This is a genomic window from Citrobacter sp. MGH103, from assembly GCF_001034475.2.
GTDB lineage: Bacteria > Pseudomonadota > Gammaproteobacteria > Enterobacterales > Enterobacteriaceae > Citrobacter > Citrobacter freundii.
In genome coordinates this window covers 416,199-431,024 of record NZ_CP073043.1, presented here as the reverse complement: position 1 = coordinate 431,024, position 14,826 = coordinate 416,199, and the positions used below count along the sequence as shown (strand labels likewise).

Here is a 14,826-nt window from a genome sequence, read left to right as displayed (position 1 = left end):
AGACGGCGGTAAAACGCTTGTCACAATCTCACTAAACAAAGAGTACGGAACCCACTCATGGATATTCGTAAGATTAAAAAACTGATCGAGCTGGTTGAAGAATCAGGCATCTCCGAACTGGAAATTTCTGAAGGCGAAGAATCTGTACGCATCAGCCGTGCAGCGCCAGCTGCAAGTTTTCCGATGATGCAACAGGCTTATGCTGCACCAGTGATGCAGCAGCCAGCTCTGTCTAACGCTGTCGCACAAACTGCCTCTCCAAGTATGGAAGCTCCGGCAGCAGCGGAAATCAGTGGTCACATCGTACGCTCCCCAATGGTTGGTACGTTCTACCGCACCCCGAGCCCGGATGCGAAAGCGTTCATCGAAATCGGCCAGAAAGTGAATGCGGGCGATACCCTGTGCATCGTTGAAGCCATGAAAATGATGAACCAGATCGAAGCCGACAAATCCGGCGTAGTTAAAGCGATTCTGGTAGAAAGCGGTCAACCGGTAGAATTTGACGAGCCGCTGGTCGTCATCGAATAACGAGGCGAACATGTTGGATAAAATTGTTATCGCCAACCGCGGCGAGATTGCCTTGCGTATTCTTCGTGCCTGTAAAGAACTGGGCATCAAGACTGTCGCGGTGCATTCAAGCGCGGATCGCGATTTAAAACACGTATTGCTGGCGGATGAGACGGTCTGTATTGGCCCGGCAGCATCCGTAAAAAGCTATCTGAATATCCCGGCTATCATTAGCGCTGCTGAAATCACCGGCGCGGTGGCAATTCACCCGGGTTATGGCTTCCTCTCTGAGAACGCCAACTTTGCTGAACAGGTAGAACGTTCCGGCTTTATCTTCATCGGCCCGAAAGCCGACACCATCCGCCTGATGGGTGACAAAGTGTCCGCAATCACCGCGATGAAGAAAGCAGGTGTACCAACAGTCCCAGGCTCTGACGGCCCGCTGGGTGATGACATGGACGCTAACCGCGCTCATGCTAAACGCATCGGTTATCCGGTTATCATCAAAGCCTCCGGCGGCGGCGGCGGTCGCGGTATGCGCGTCGTGCGCAGCGATGCCGAACTGGCACAATCCATCTCCATGACCAAAGCGGAAGCGAAAGCGGCTTTCAACAACGACATGGTTTACATGGAGAAGTACCTGGAAAACCCACGCCACATCGAGATTCAGGTGCTGGCAGACGGTCAGGGTAACGCAATTTATCTGGCAGAGCGTGACTGCTCCATGCAGCGTCGTCACCAGAAAGTTGTCGAAGAAGCACCAGCACCGGGCATTACTCCGGAACTGCGTCGCTACATCGGTGAGCGTTGCGCCAAAGCCTGTGTTGATATCGGCTATCGCGGGGCGGGTACTTTCGAGTTCCTGTTCGAAAACGGCGAGTTCTACTTCATTGAGATGAACACCCGTATTCAGGTTGAACACCCGGTAACCGAAATGATCACCGGCGTTGACCTGATCAAAGAGCAACTGCGCATCGCAGCGGGTCAACCGCTGTCCATCAAGCAGGACGAAGTTGTGGTTAAAGGCCATGCGGTAGAATGCCGTATCAATGCCGAAGACCCGAACACCTTCCTGCCAAGCCCGGGTAAAATCACGCGTTTCCACGCGCCGGGTGGTTTTGGTGTGCGTTGGGAGTCTCATATTTACGCAGGCTACACCGTACCTCCGTACTATGACTCAATGATCGGTAAGCTGATCTGCTATGGCGAAAACCGCGACGTCGCTATCGCCCGTATGAAAAACGCCTTGCAGGAACTGATCATCGACGGTATCAAAACCAACGTTGACCTGCAGATCCGTATCATGAATGACGAGCACTTCCAGCACGGTGGAACCAATATCCACTATCTGGAGAAAAAGCTCGGACTTCAGGAAAAGTAAGCGTGCGTTAACCAAAAAGGCCGGAAATTCCGGCCTTTTGTTTTTCTCCCCTCCCGCACGTGCCATAAGGTACAATCCCCGCTTTCTTTATCCACAAGGGACAAAAAATGGACGCTCGTTTTGTTCAGGCCCATAAAGAGGCGCGCTGGGCGCTGTGGCTAACCCTTTTATATCTGGTTACATGGTTAGTGACCGCTTACTTACCTGATTCAACGCTGGGTTTTACCGGCTTACCGCACTGGTTCGAAATGGCCTGCCTGCTAACGCCGCTGGTTTTCATCGTGCTGTGCTGGGCGATGGTGAAGTTTATCTATCGCGACATTTCGTTGGAGGATGACGATGCAGCTTGAAGTTATTTTACCGCTGGTCGCCTATCTTCTGGTGGTCTTCGGTCTTTCTGTTTACGCCATGCGTAAGAGAGTGACCGGTACCTTCCTGAATGAATATTTCCTTGGCAGCCGTTCCATGGGCGGGGTCGTGTTAGCGATGACGCTAACGGCAACCTACATTAGCGCCAGCTCGTTTATTGGCGGTCCTGGCGCTGCTTACAAATACGGACTGGGATGGGTGCTGCTGGCGATGATCCAGTTGCCTGCCGTCTGGCTCTCATTGGGGATTCTTGGTAAGAAATTCGCGATTCTGGCGCGTCGTTATAATGCTGTTACCCTCAACGATATGCTGTTTGCGCGCTACCAGAGCCGCCTGCTGGTGTGGCTGGCGAGTCTCAGCCTGCTGGTCGCGTTTGTCGGAGCAATGACCGTACAGTTTATTGGCGGCGCACGTCTGCTTGAAACCGCAGCGGGCATTCCTTACGAAACTGGATTGCTGATTTTTGGCGTCAGTATCGCATTGTATACGGCGTTCGGCGGATTTCGCGCCAGTGTACTGAACGATACCATGCAGGGTATGGTGATGCTGATTGGAACTATCGTTTTGCTGGTCGGCGTCGTCCATGCTGCCGGTGGCCTTAGCAATGCGGTGGTAACCCTGCAGACTATCGATCCTAAACTGGTCTCGCCGCAGGGCGCTGATGACATTTTGTCACCCACGTTTATGACCTCATTCTGGGTGCTGGTATGCTTTGGCGTGATTGGCCTGCCGCATACGGCGGTACGCTGCATCTCTTATAAAGACAGTAAAGCGGTACACCGCGGCATTATCATCGGCACCATAGTAGTGGCGATCCTGATGTTTGGTATGCATCTGGCGGGTGCTCTGGGACGGGCGGTAATCCCTGACCTGACGGTACCAGATCTGGTTATCCCTACGCTGATGGTCAAAGTCTTGCCGCCGGTCGCTGCCGGGATTTTCCTCGCGGCCCCAATGGCTGCGATCATGTCGACGATCAATGCCCAATTGCTGCAAAGTTCCGCTACGATCATTAAGGATCTGTACCTGAACCTTCGCCCGGAACAGCTGGAAAACGAAACCCGGCTGAAGCGCATGTCAGCCGTGATTACCCTGCTGCTCGGCGCGTTACTGCTGCTGGCAGCATGGAAACCGCCTGAGATGATTATCTGGCTTAACCTGCTGGCGTTTGGCGGGCTGGAAGCCGTCTTCCTGTGGCCGCTGGTGCTGGGCCTGTACTGGGAGCGAGCAAACGCGGCTGGCGCATTGAGCGCGATGATTGTCGGCGGCGTGCTTTATGCCGTACTAGCGACCTTTAACGTTCAGTACCTGGGCTTCCATCCAATTGTGCCTTCGTTACTGATTAGCTTGCTGGCTTTCCTGATCGGCAACCGTTTCGGTTCCACCGTTCCGCAAGCCGCCATATTGACTACTGATAAATAAAGAGTTTTGCCATGCCATGGATCCAACTAAAACTGAACACGACCGGTGCCAACGCTGAAGAGTTAAGCGATGCGTTGATGGAAGCGGGCTCCGTTTCTATTACTTTCCAGGATACGCATGATACGCCGGTATTTGAGCCTCTGCCGGGCGAGACTCGCCTGTGGGGTGATACCGACGTTATCGGCTTGTTCGATGCAGAAACCGACATGAAAGAAGTCGTTGCCATCCTGGAGCAGCATCCGCTGTTGGGTGAAGGCTTCGCACATAAAATCGAACAGCTTGAAGACAAAGACTGGGAACGCGAATGGATGGATAATTTCCATCCGATGCGCTTTGGCGAGCGTCTGTGGATTTGCCCGAGCTGGCGCGATGTCCCGGATGAGAATGCTGTCAACGTGATGCTGGACCCGGGTCTGGCGTTTGGTACAGGCACGCACCCCACCACTTCCCTGTGCCTGCAATGGCTGGACGGTCTCGATCTTAACGGTAAAACGGTTATCGACTTTGGCTGCGGCTCCGGTATTCTCGCCATTGCAGCACTGAAGCTAGGTGCGGCGAAAGCCATTGGCGTGGATATCGATCCGCAAGCGATTCAGGCCAGCCGTGATAACGCCCAGCGTAATGGTGTTTCTGAGCGTCTGGAGCTTTATCTACCGAAAGACCAGCCACAAGCGATGAAAGCCGACGTGGTGGTCGCCAACATCCTTGCTGGCCCATTACGTGAACTGGCGCCGTTAATCAGCGTACTGCCCGTTGAGGGCGGTTTACTGGGCCTTTCTGGCATTCTTGCCAGCCAGGCGGAAAGCGTCTGTGAGGCCTATGCCGATCTCTTTACGCTCGATCCAGTTATCGAGAAAGAAGAGTGGTGTCGAATTACCGGCCAGAAAAAATAATCGTCACGCGTTACTATCGCTAAACCCAAACTCGCTTTCGTTTTCGCAAAATGATTTGCGGAAATGAGAGCGAGATCGCATTACAACGTCACTGTTTGTTCATAAAAACAGCTTTTTATTCTGATGTTCTGAGCCTGACCGCAATAAAAAAAGAGAAGTTTTCGGAATTTATAAACAGATGATAAATTAGCACAACCACGTATCTAAATGATTATTAAAGCTTTTAATTTGAAACTGCGTACTTAGTCAGCAATTCATTGATCCACCTCAGTGGATTGGTCAAAGTTTGGCCTTTCATCTCGTGCGAAAAATGCGTAATATACGCCGCCTTGCAGTCACAGTATGGTCATTTCTTAACTCATGCGCATCGGACAATATCAGCTCAGAAATCGCCTGATCGCAGCACCTATGGCTGGCATCACTGACAGACCATTCAGGACGCTGTGCTATGAGATGGGAGCAGGATTGACGGTATCCGAGATGATGTCTTCTAACCCGCAGGTTTGGGAAAGTGACAAGTCTCGTTTACGGATGGTGCACGTTGATGAGCCAGGAATTCGCACGGTGCAAATTGCCGGTAGCGACCCTGTTGAGATGGCCGATGCCGCACGTATTAACGTGGAAAGCGGCGCCCAGATTATTGATATCAATATGGGGTGTCCGGCTAAAAAAGTGAATCGCAAGCTCGCAGGTTCAGCCCTCTTGCAGTACCCGGATTTAGTGAAGTCGATACTAACCGAGGTCGTCAATGCAGTGGACGTTCCTGTCACACTCAAGATTCGCACCGGCTGGGCTCCGGAACACCGTAACTGCGTAGAGATTGCCCAACTGGCTGAAGATTGTGGCATTCAGGCTCTGACCATTCATGGACGCACCCGCGCCTGTTTGTTCAATGGAGATGCTGAGTACGACAGTATTCGGGCAGTTAAGCAGAAAGTTTCCATTCCGATTATCGCGAATGGCGACATTACTGACCCGCATAAAGCCAGAGCTGTACTCGACTATACGGGGGCGGATGCCCTGATGATAGGACGTGCAGCTCAGGGAAGACCCTGGATCTTTCGGGAAATCCAGCATTATCTGGACACTGGGGAGCTGCTGCCCCCGCTGCCTCTGGCAGAGGTGAAGCGCTTGCTTTGTGCGCACGTTCGGGAACTGCACGACTTTTATGGTCAGGCAAAAGGGTACCGAATTGCGCGTAAACACGTATCCTGGTATCTCCAGGAACACGCTCCGGATGACCAGTTTCGGCGCACATTCAACGCCATTGAAGATTCCAGCGAACAGCTGGCGGCGTTGGAGGCATACTTCGAAAATTTTGCGTAAACAGAAATAAAGAGCTGACAGAACTATGTTCGAACAACGCGTAAATTCTGACGTACTGACCGTTTCTACCGTTAACTCTCAGGACCAGGTAACTCAAAAGCCCCTGCGTGACTCGGTTAAACAGGCACTGAAGAACTATTTTGCTCAATTGAATGGTCAGGATGTTAACGATCTCTATGAGCTGGTACTGGCTGAAGTAGAACAGCCCCTGTTGGACATGGTGATGCAATACACCCGCGGTAACCAGACCCGTGCTGCCCTGATGATGGGCATCAACCGTGGTACGCTGCGTAAAAAACTGAAAAAATACGGCATGAACTGATACTAATCAGTTAAATGTTTGTTTTAAAAGGCGCTACTCGGCATGGGGAAGCGCCTTTTTTATTAACTTCACACGGGAGGCTTTGGCGATGAACGCAAGATGTGAACCTGTCTATTTTGGCGATGAATCTAAAAAGATAATCCTGGGTGATGCACTGACCGAACTGAAAAAGCTGCCTTCTGAAAGCGTCGATCTCATTTTTGCTGATCCACCTTATAACATCGGTAAAGATTTTGACGGGATGGTGGAGTCCTGGGATGAGGAAGCCTTTCTGGCGTGGTTGTTTGAGTGCATCGACGAGTGCCATCGCATTCTCAAACCGCACGGCACCATGTACATCATGAACAGTACGGAGAACATGCCGTATATTGACCTCAAATGCCGCCAGCTCTTTACTATCAAGAGCCGCATCGTGTGGTCATACGATAGCTCAGGGGTACAGGCCAAAAATTACTTTGGTTCGATGTATGAACCGATCCTGATGATGGTAAAAGATCAGAAAAACTACACATTTAATCGTGACGATATTCTGGTTGAAGCCAAAACCGGGGCTCAACGCGCGCTAATAGACTACAGAAAAAACCCGCCGCAGCCATACAATCAGAAAAAAGTGCCGGGAAATGTCTGGGAGTTCCCACGCGTTCGCTATCTGATGGACGAATACGAAAACCACCCCACCCAGAAACCCAAAGCCCTCCTGGAGCGTATAATTCTTGCATCCTCGAACCCAGATGACAGGGTACTGGATCCGTTTGCCGGCAGCTTCACCACCGGTGCCACCGCCGTGGAATTGGGTCGCAAGTTTGTCGGGATTGAGATCAATGTTGAATACGTAAAAATGGGGCTCAGAAGACTGAGTATCGGTTCTCATTTTTCAGAAATTGAGCTTGCCAAGGTGAAAAAACGTAAGACAAAAAACCTGTCTAAAAAGAGTCGATTGACGGCAAAGAGCGGCGATCTTTCAACAAAGTAAAGGCATTGTAAGTCTGCTTTTCAGGTTACAGATTTCGTGTATATTCCCTGCACGCTTGGGCATGAATACACAGGGTTTGGTAATGATTCACAAGTATTGGTGGCTGGTTGTTTTTGCAGTATTCGTTTTTCTTTTTGATGCGCTGCTCATCCAATGGATAGAGCTGATGACAACAGAGCACGATAAGTGCCGGAATATGAACTCAGTGAATCCCCTTAAGCTGGTCAACTGCGTCGACCTCGAATAGCGCCACCAACCCCACTTCAGCAGCCGTCAGGCCTGGCGGCTAAAACTACCCCACCTGACTCTCACTCTGCGCTAATTGCCTTACGCTACCATCTGGGCTTAACATTTTTAATACATTATCAACTAATACTGGCGCTTGTTTATAAAGATCATAACTCATTGGATTAATGAGCCAGTTTTTAACAATGCCACTAAAACTCCCATGAAGAATAATTATTATAACGTCTAAATCAAGGCTGGTTGCGATAAGTCCGTCATCCATACATTTCTGCAAGGCAATGCGCATACCCAGATGATTGATACCAATTTTTTCACGAATAGCCTGTTCCGATATCATATCGTTATGGAATTCACATTTATGATATAAAATCTGCATTAATGCCTGCTGGCGAGGATTCTGCGCAATATATTGCAAACCCACAACTAACTTTTCACGCAGTCGCTGTAAAGGATTATCTCCCCAACGGCCAATAAGCTGGTCCTGAATAAGATCGCGCAATGGCGGTTGTTGTAACCATAGTTCATTAAACAATTGCGTCTTGTTTTCAAAATGCCAATACAGCGCCCCCCGCGTCACACTGGCGGCATCTGCAATGTCGTTTAGCGTCGTATTGCTTACGCCACGTGCGGCAAACTGTACAATCGCTGTTTCTATCAGGTGCTGCCGCGTTTTGAGGGCATCAGCTTTCGTTTTTCTGGCCATGGTTTCAGCTGTCTGAGGTAAGGGTAAGGTAGAGAATGATTAACTTTCTTATCTAATATTTGCTAAACGCAATAAATGTATCACTTAGCATTTATTTAAACGAGCCCTAAAAAATATTATTACTGACTTTGCACACAAATAAATAAAACAAATACCAACAATAAATACATTCATAAACCAAATGCTTATTTCAATTTGTGTTTATACGCATCATAGCATTGCTATTAACACCTCAATAAAACAACAGTCGATTAATCTCTTTTTGCTTTTACGTGCCGTGAATCGCCCCCATAAATAAGTATTACTTACATCGCTAGCTAATAATTTGTAGGATAGCCAACTATTATTTTCTCTTGTGCGCGTTATCGCCCCTGCGTTACCCGGTTAATAACGAGCGTTCGGTTTTTTAAGGAATTAAAATGACGAAAAATGCCAGGTTTTCACTCCTGCCCTCATTCATCATCGTCTCCGCTGCATTACTCGCCGGTTGTAACGATCAGGGAGAAACACAAGCTCATCCCGCAGAACCGCAGGTGACTGTCCATGTCGTCGAAAAGGCTCCTTTAGCCGTAACGACCGAATTACCCGGGCGCACAACGGCATTCCGAATTGCAGAAGTCCGTCCCCAGGTCAGCGGGATAGTGCTTAAACGGAATTTCACTGAGGGAAGCGATATTGAAGCCGGACAGTCGCTTTATCAGATCGATCCCGCGACTTACCAGGCCGACTATGACAGCGCCAAAGGTGAACTGGCGAAGAGTGAAGCGGCTGCTGCAATCGCGCATTTAACGGTAAAACGCTATGTGCCATTGGTTGGCACCAAGTACATCAGCCAGCAAGAGTACGATCAGGCAATTGCTGATGCTCGTCAGGCCGATGCCTCCGTGATCGCGGCAAAAGCGGCGGTCGAAGGCGCGCGTATCAATCTGGCCTACACAAAAGTGACATCGCCGATTAGCGGACGCATCGGTAAATCTAACGTCACCGAAGGCGCATTAGTCACGAATGGCCAGGCTACAGAGCTTGCTACCGTTCAACAGCTCGATCCCATTTACATCGACGTAACACAGTCCAGTAACGACTTTATGCGCCTCAAACAGTCTGTTGAACAAGGGAGTCTGCATAAAGACAGCGCCAGCAGTACAGTCGAACTGGTGATGGAAAATGGTCAGTCATACCCGCTAAAAGGCTCTTTGCAGTTTTCTGATGTGACGGTTGATGAAAGCACCGGATCAATCACCCTCAGAGCCGTGTTCCCTAACCCACAGCATACGCTGTTGCCGGGCATGTTTGTGCGCGCACGCATTGATGAAGGTGTTCAGCCAAATGCCATTCTCGTTCCGCAGCAGGGGGTAACGCGTACGCCTCGCGGCGATGCCACCGTAATGGTCGTCAATGACAAGAGTCAGGTTGAGTCTCGCGCAGTCGTTGCCGCACAAGCCATTGGCGACAAATGGCTTATCAGCGAAGGACTGCAACCGGGTGACAAAGTTATCGTGAGCGGCTTACAGAAAGCACGTCCAGGCGTTCAGGTTAAAGCAACCGCCGATACCGAAACTCCTGCCACGAAAGCCCAATAAGGTAACCGGACATGGCTAACTTTTTTATCAGGCGTCCTATCTTTGCCTGGGTACTGGCTATCATTCTGATGATGGCGGGTGCTCTGGCAATCATGCAACTGCCCGTGGCACAGTACCCGACCATTGCGCCTCCTGCGGTCGCCATTTCTGCCACCTATCCTGGTGCAGATGCGCAGACGGTTCAGGATACAGTCACACAGGTTATCGAACAGAATATGAATGGTATCGATAACCTGATGTATATGTCCTCCACCAGCGACTCAGCCGGGAGTGTGACTATTACGCTGACCTTCCAGTCCGGTACCGATCCCGATATCGCGCAAGTACAGGTGCAAAATAAACTGCAGCTCGCCACTCCGTTACTGCCGCAAGAAGTTCAGCAGCAAGGGATCAGCGTCGAGAAATCGAGTAGCAGCTTTTTGATGGTCGCGGGTTTTGTTTCTGACAACCCACAAACCACACAGGATGACATTTCCGACTACGTCGCTTCGAACGTTAAAGACTCAATCAGCCGTCTGAATGGCGTGGGTGACGTGCAGCTGTTTGGTGCACAGTACGCCATGCGCATCTGGCTGGATGCAAATTTATTGAACAAATATCAGCTCACGCCGGTTGATGTGATCAATCAGTTGAAGGTACAGAACGATCAGATTGCCGCAGGTCAGTTAGGGGGGACGCCTGCATTACCTAACCAGCAGTTGAACGCCTCTATCATTGCGCAAACGCGACTGAAAGACCCTGAAGAGTTCGGAAAAGTGACTTTACGCGTGAACAGCGATGGTTCGGTTGTTCACCTGAAAGACGTCGCGCGCATCGAGTTGGGTGGGGAAAACTACAACGTCGTGGCGCGTATTAACGGTAAGCCTGCATCCGGCCTTGGAATCAAGCTGGCAACCGGGGCAAACGCGCTGGATACCGCTAACGCCATCAAAGCCAAGCTGGTTGAACTGCAACCATTCTTCCCGCAGGGAATGAAGGTGGTCTACCCGTACGACACGACGCCGTTTGTGACCATCTCCATTCATGAAGTGGTAAAAACGCTGTTTGAAGCGATTGTGCTGGTGTTCCTGGTCATGTATTTGTTCCTGCAAAACATCCGGGCAACGCTCATTCCAACCATCGCTGTCCCCGTCGTATTGTTGGGCACATTCGCCGTACTTGCCGCGTTTGGCTACTCGATAAACACCCTGACGATGTTCGGCATGGTGCTCGCCATCGGTCTATTGGTCGATGATGCGATAGTGGTGGTGGAAAACGTGGAACGCGTGATGATGGAAGATAATCTGCCGCCCAAAGAGGCGACGGAAAAGTCCATGTCACAAATACAGGGGGCATTGGTTGGTATTGCCATGGTGCTGTCTGCGGTATTTATCCCGATGGCCTTCTTTGGCGGTTCAACTGGGGCTATCTATCGGCAGTTCTCCATTACCATCGTTTCCGCCATGGCGCTTTCTGTACTGGTAGCGCTGATCCTGACTCCTGCGCTTTGTGCAACGCTGTTGAAGCCGGTATCGGCTGAGCATCACGAGAAAAAAAGCGGTTTCTTTGGCTGGTTTAATGCCAAATTCGATCACAGCGTCAATCACTATACCAATAGCGTCAGCGGTATTGTGCGTAAAACCGGACGTTACCTTGTCGTCTATCTGATCATCGTGATCGGAATGGCGGTTCTGTTTATGCGCCTGCCGACCTCCTTCCTGCCAGAGGAGGATCAGGGTGTGTTTATGACAATGATTCAACTTCCGGCAGGAGCTACGCAAGAGCGCACCCAGAAAGTACTGGATCAGGTTACTCAGTACTACCTGACCAATGAGAAAGCTAACGTCGAAAGCGTCTTCACGGTTAACGGTTTTAGCTTCAGCGGTCAGGGGCAAAACTCAGGTCTGGCATTCGTTAGCCTCAAACCCTGGGATGAACGTAGCGGCGAGGAAAATAGTGTTGAAGCGGTCATTGCACGCGCCACACGCGCGTTCAGCCAGATCCGCGATGGGTTAGTCTTCCCCTTCAATATGCCCGCTATTGTTGAACTGGGTACCGCAACCGGCTTCGATTTTGAGCTGATCGATCAGGGCGGTCTGGGGCATACGGCGTTGACGCAAGCGCGTAACCAACTACTGGGAATGGTGGCTAAACACCCCGATCTGTTGGTTCGCGTTCGTCCTAACGGACTGGAAGATACTCCGCAGTTTAAGCTGGATGTTGATCAGGAGAAAGCACAGGCACTGGGGGTATCGCTGTCGGATATCAACGAAACTATCTCCGCATCACTGGGCGGCTATTACGTCAATGACTTTATTGACCGCGGTCGTGTGAAAAAAGTGTACGTTCAGGGGGATGCAAAATACCGCATGCTGCCAGCGGACATCAATAATCTGTATATCCGCAGCTCCAATGGCGAAATGGTTCCGTTCTCTGCGTTCAGTGCATCACATTGGATTTATGGTTCACCGCGACTGGAACGTTACAACGGTATGCCATCCATGGAAATACTGGGCGAAGCGGCACCAGGGCGAAGCACTGGTGAAGCAATGGCGCTGATGGAAAGTCTGGCGGAAAAACTGCCGAATGGTATTGGTCATGACTGGACGGGTATGTCTTATCAGGAAAGGCTGTCGGGTAACCAGGCGCCTGCGCTGTATGCCATCTCGTTAATCGTAGTATTCCTTTGCCTTGCCGCATTGTATGAAAGCTGGTCTATTCCTTTCTCGGTGATGCTGGTTGTACCGCTCGGTGTTGTAGGCGCATTGTTAGCAGCATCACTGCGCGGGATGAATAACGATGTGTATTTCCAGGTTGGCTTACTAACCACTATCGGCCTCTCGGCTAAGAACGCCATCCTGATCGTCGAGTTTGCCAAAGACCTGATGGATAAAGAAGGCAAGGGGTTGATTGAAGCGACGCTGGAGGCATCGCGTATGCGTCTTCGTCCTATCCTGATGACATCCCTGGCCTTTATTCTGGGGGTTATGCCTCTGGTTATCAGTCACGGAGCAGGTAGTGGTGCACAGAATGCGGTCGGTACAGGTGTTATGGGAGGAATGCTGACCGCAACATTGTTGGCTATCTTCTTCGTCCCCGTCTTCTTTGTTGTCGTGAGACGGCGTTTTAGTCGGCACAACGATTAATTTGTAAAATAAAGGCGTCTACGGACGCCTTTTTTACCTACGATGCTCCTCTTTATTTATTAGTAAGATAGCCATTTATTTCATTTAAACTATCCCTCTAAACTCGCCTACGACCTTTCTTTTTATCCATTATTTTTACAATCCACATGAATTGAGATTATTCCTCATGTCAGTCCTTTTTTAAGAAGTGGTAAAATAATCACCGAGTTCGCAGATGGCTTAGCGTTTGTCTTTGCTTAATTAGCGAAACGCTTATTTTGAGGTAACACCATGAAAAGATTAATATCCGTTGCATTGCTTACCGCATTCCTGGCTGGCTGTGCACACGATTCTCCTTGCGTACCTGTATACGACGATCAGGGGCGCCTGGTTCATACCAATACCTGTATGAAAGGCACTACCCAGGATAACTGGGAAACAGCCGGAGCCATCGCCGGTGGTGCTGCAGCCGTTGCCGGACTGACACTTGGGATTGTCGCCCTGACCAAATAAATCATCTCAAAAGCGCGGTTATTACCGCGCTTTGAGCACTAAGCATAAAATCTACATATAAGACAAAACGTTGCTTAATAGCGACTGACATATAATAAAATTATTATAGATTTCCCTCACACATCCACGATTTAAAATTAGCATTTTTTCTGTTTTTCGTTACACCACAGTTTCTTTTCATTATTCTCACGCCATTAATATTAACGCCAGAAATCGTTATCACGCGTCCTGTCTGATTTTTAAATTTTTTGCGCTGAAATGTGGCTTACGTTTCAATTTTGCACCACTTCAGGGCGCTGCATTTATTTTTTCCTGTCTACACTCTGCATATTGCGTCGAATAATCAGGCGCAAAAAACTGGCACTACCTTTGCTTAAAAGAGTATGGCCAAAGCCACAGACAGGTAAAAGACGTTTTCAGAACGTTTCCATAACAATAATTCCTCCACACAGGATGCTCTATGAAAAAGATGATAATCGCCAGCCTGGCTGCGGCCGGCGTGCTGCTTGCTGTTGCAAATCAGGCGCATGCCGGCGCAACACTTGATGCCGTAAAGAAAAAAGGGTTTGTGCAATGTGGGATCAGCGACGGCTTGCCTGGCTTTTCTTATGCCGATGCAAGCGGCAAGTTCTCGGGTATTGATGTTGATGTATGTCGTGGCGTTGCCTCCGCCGTATTTGGCGATGATAGCAAAGTAAAATATACCCCGCTCACCGCCAAGGAACGCTTTACTGCATTACAGTCTGGTGAAGTCGACATGCTCTCTCGTAATACCACGTGGACCTCCTCTCGTGATGCCGGTATGGGTATGTCCTTCACTGGCGTAACGTATTATGACGGCATTGGTTTTCTTACCCACAATAAAGCAGGTCTGAAGAGCGCTAAAGAGCTGGATGGCGCAACGGTCTGTATTCAGGCGGGAACCGATACCGAACTGAACGTGGCCGACTACTTTAAAGCCAACAATATGAAGTACACCCCCGTCACCTTTGACCGCTCGGATGAATCAGCCAAAGCTCTGGAATCTGGACGTTGCGATACGCTGGCTTCCGACCAGTCTCAGTTGTATGCCCTACGCATCAAGCTGAGCAATCCTGCGGAGTGGATCGTCCTGCCAGAAGTTATTTCTAAAGAACCGCTGGGACCTGTCGTACGTCGTGGGGACGATGAGTGGTTCTCCATTGTTCGCTGGACGCTGTTCGCCATGCTGAATGCGGAAGAAATGGGTGTTAACTCGAAAAACGTCGATGAAAAAGCGGCTAATCCAGCAACTCCGGATATGGCTCACTTGTTGGGTAAAGAAGGGGATTATGGCAAGGATCTGAAGCTTGATAACAAATGGGCCTACAACATTATCAAGCAGGTTGGTAACTATTCGGAGATCTTTGAACGTAACGTAGGATCGGAAAGTCCGCTGAAGATCAAACGTGGACAGAACAACCTCTGGAATAACGGTGGCATCCAATATGCGCCACCGGTGCGCTAAT

General features: G+C 49.9%; 14 protein-coding genes. 13 read left to right on the top strand and 1 reads right to left on the bottom strand.

Annotated features, from left to right (window positions below):
* Positions 1-57 precede the first annotated feature (57 nt).
* The 9 genes from accB to SK33_RS02100 all read left to right on the top strand — a co-directional run bounded on the left by accB (position 58) and on the right by SK33_RS02100 (position 7,440).
* Positions 58-528, top strand: a complete 471-nt coding sequence (gene accB / locus SK33_RS02140) for an acetyl-CoA carboxylase biotin carboxyl carrier protein (RefSeq protein ID WP_003025210.1) — start codon at positions 58-60, stop codon at positions 526-528.
* A 10-nt stretch (positions 529-538) separates the two neighbouring features.
* Entirely contained in the window at positions 539-1,888 is a 1,350-nt protein-coding gene (gene accC / locus SK33_RS02135; protein ID WP_003025213.1) for an acetyl-CoA carboxylase biotin carboxylase subunit, read from the top strand.
* A gap of 107 nt (positions 1,889-1,995) precedes the next feature.
* The gene (locus SK33_RS02130; RefSeq protein ID WP_003025216.1) at positions 1,996-2,238 is read left to right on the top strand and encodes a YhdT family protein; all 243 of its coding nucleotides are present in this window, start codon (positions 1,996-1,998) and stop codon (positions 2,236-2,238) included.
* Entirely contained in the window at positions 2,228-3,679 is a 1,452-nt protein-coding gene (panF, locus tag SK33_RS02125) for a sodium/pantothenate symporter (protein WP_048218739.1), read from the top strand. The genes SK33_RS02130 and panF overlap by 11 nt, the downstream gene beginning before the upstream one ends.
* An 11-nt stretch (positions 3,680-3,690) precedes the next feature.
* A complete protein-coding gene (prmA, locus tag SK33_RS02120; RefSeq protein ID WP_048218741.1) occupies positions 3,691-4,572 on the top strand; it encodes a 50S ribosomal protein L11 methyltransferase in 882 nt (293 codons plus the stop codon).
* A gap of 360 nt (positions 4,573-4,932) precedes the next feature.
* Positions 4,933-5,898 (top strand): tRNA dihydrouridine synthase DusB, encoded by a 966-nt coding sequence (gene dusB, locus SK33_RS02115; RefSeq protein WP_003025224.1) that lies wholly within the window; start codon positions 4,933-4,935, stop codon positions 5,896-5,898.
* 25 nt (positions 5,899-5,923) lie between these two features.
* On the top strand, positions 5,924-6,220 hold the full coding sequence (fis, locus tag SK33_RS02110; RefSeq protein WP_000462905.1) for a DNA-binding transcriptional regulator Fis: 297 nt from the start codon (positions 5,924-5,926) through the stop codon (positions 6,218-6,220).
* 88 nt (positions 6,221-6,308) lie between these two features.
* Positions 6,309-7,193 (top strand): adenine-specific DNA-methyltransferase, encoded by an 885-nt coding sequence (yhdJ, locus tag SK33_RS02105; protein WP_003844806.1) that lies wholly within the window; start codon positions 6,309-6,311, stop codon positions 7,191-7,193.
* An 82-nt stretch (positions 7,194-7,275) separates the two neighbouring features.
* Positions 7,276-7,440 carry a DUF2556 family protein gene (locus SK33_RS02100; RefSeq protein WP_048218743.1) on the top strand — a complete coding sequence of 55 codons (165 nt, stop codon included), beginning with the start codon at positions 7,276-7,278 and terminating at the stop codon, positions 7,438-7,440.
* A 45-nt stretch (positions 7,441-7,485) separates the two neighbouring features.
* On the opposite strand, the gene envR is transcribed toward SK33_RS02100, so the two are convergent.
* The gene (gene envR, locus SK33_RS02095; RefSeq protein WP_003025283.1) at positions 7,486-8,142 is read right to left on the bottom strand and encodes an acrEF/envCD operon transcriptional regulator; all 657 of its coding nucleotides are present in this window, start codon (positions 8,140-8,142) and stop codon (positions 7,486-7,488) included.
* Positions 8,143-8,561: 419 nt separating this feature from the next.
* On the opposite strand from envR, the gene SK33_RS02090 reads away from it, so the two are divergent.
* The 4 genes from SK33_RS02090 to SK33_RS02075 all read left to right on the top strand — a co-directional run bounded on the left by SK33_RS02090 (position 8,562) and on the right by SK33_RS02075 (position 14,825).
* Positions 8,562-9,722 carry an efflux RND transporter periplasmic adaptor subunit gene (locus tag SK33_RS02090; protein ID WP_048218744.1) on the top strand — a complete coding sequence of 387 codons (1,161 nt, stop codon included), beginning with the start codon at positions 8,562-8,564 and terminating at the stop codon, positions 9,720-9,722.
* 11 nt (positions 9,723-9,733) lie between these two features.
* Positions 9,734-12,847, top strand: coding sequence for an efflux RND transporter permease subunit (locus SK33_RS02085; protein WP_032950345.1), 3,114 nt, complete (start codon positions 9,734-9,736; stop codon positions 12,845-12,847).
* 270 nt (positions 12,848-13,117) lie between these two features.
* Positions 13,118-13,339, top strand: a complete 222-nt coding sequence (locus tag SK33_RS02080; RefSeq protein ID WP_003025292.1) for a lipoprotein — start codon at positions 13,118-13,120, stop codon at positions 13,337-13,339.
* 460 nt (positions 13,340-13,799) lie between these two features.
* Positions 13,800-14,825: an amino acid ABC transporter substrate-binding protein gene (locus SK33_RS02075; protein ID WP_003025295.1), complete on the top strand. Its 1,026-nt coding sequence runs from the start codon at positions 13,800-13,802 to the stop codon at positions 14,823-14,825.
* Position 14,826 lies beyond the last annotated feature (1 nt).

Excerpts from the sequence above, each read along its gene's own strand:
- accB (WP_003025210.1), top strand. The coding sequence starts at position 58 with ATGGATATTCGTAAGATTAAAAAACTGATCGAGCTGGTTGAAGAATCA.
- accC (WP_003025213.1), top strand. The coding sequence starts at position 539 with ATGTTGGATAAAATTGTTATCGCCAACCGCGGCGAGATTGCCTTGCGT.
- SK33_RS02130 (WP_003025216.1), top strand. The coding sequence starts at position 1,996 with ATGGACGCTCGTTTTGTTCAGGCCCATAAAGAGGCGCGCTGGGCGCTG.
- panF (WP_048218739.1), top strand. The coding sequence starts at position 2,228 with ATGCAGCTTGAAGTTATTTTACCGCTGGTCGCCTATCTTCTGGTGGTC.
- prmA (WP_048218741.1), top strand. The coding sequence starts at position 3,691 with ATGCCATGGATCCAACTAAAACTGAACACGACCGGTGCCAACGCTGAA.
- dusB (WP_003025224.1), top strand. The coding sequence starts at position 4,933 with ATGCGCATCGGACAATATCAGCTCAGAAATCGCCTGATCGCAGCACCT.
- fis (WP_000462905.1), top strand. The coding sequence starts at position 5,924 with ATGTTCGAACAACGCGTAAATTCTGACGTACTGACCGTTTCTACCGTT.
- yhdJ (WP_003844806.1), top strand. The coding sequence starts at position 6,309 with ATGAACGCAAGATGTGAACCTGTCTATTTTGGCGATGAATCTAAAAAG.
- SK33_RS02100 (WP_048218743.1), top strand. The coding sequence starts at position 7,276 with ATGATTCACAAGTATTGGTGGCTGGTTGTTTTTGCAGTATTCGTTTTT.
- envR (WP_003025283.1), bottom strand. The coding sequence starts at position 8,142 with ATGGCCAGAAAAACGAAAGCTGATGCCCTCAAAACGCGGCAGCACCTG.
- SK33_RS02090 (WP_048218744.1), top strand. The coding sequence starts at position 8,562 with ATGACGAAAAATGCCAGGTTTTCACTCCTGCCCTCATTCATCATCGTC.
- SK33_RS02085 (WP_032950345.1), top strand. The coding sequence starts at position 9,734 with ATGGCTAACTTTTTTATCAGGCGTCCTATCTTTGCCTGGGTACTGGCT.
- SK33_RS02080 (WP_003025292.1), top strand. The coding sequence starts at position 13,118 with ATGAAAAGATTAATATCCGTTGCATTGCTTACCGCATTCCTGGCTGGC.
- SK33_RS02075 (WP_003025295.1), top strand. The coding sequence starts at position 13,800 with ATGAAAAAGATGATAATCGCCAGCCTGGCTGCGGCCGGCGTGCTGCTT.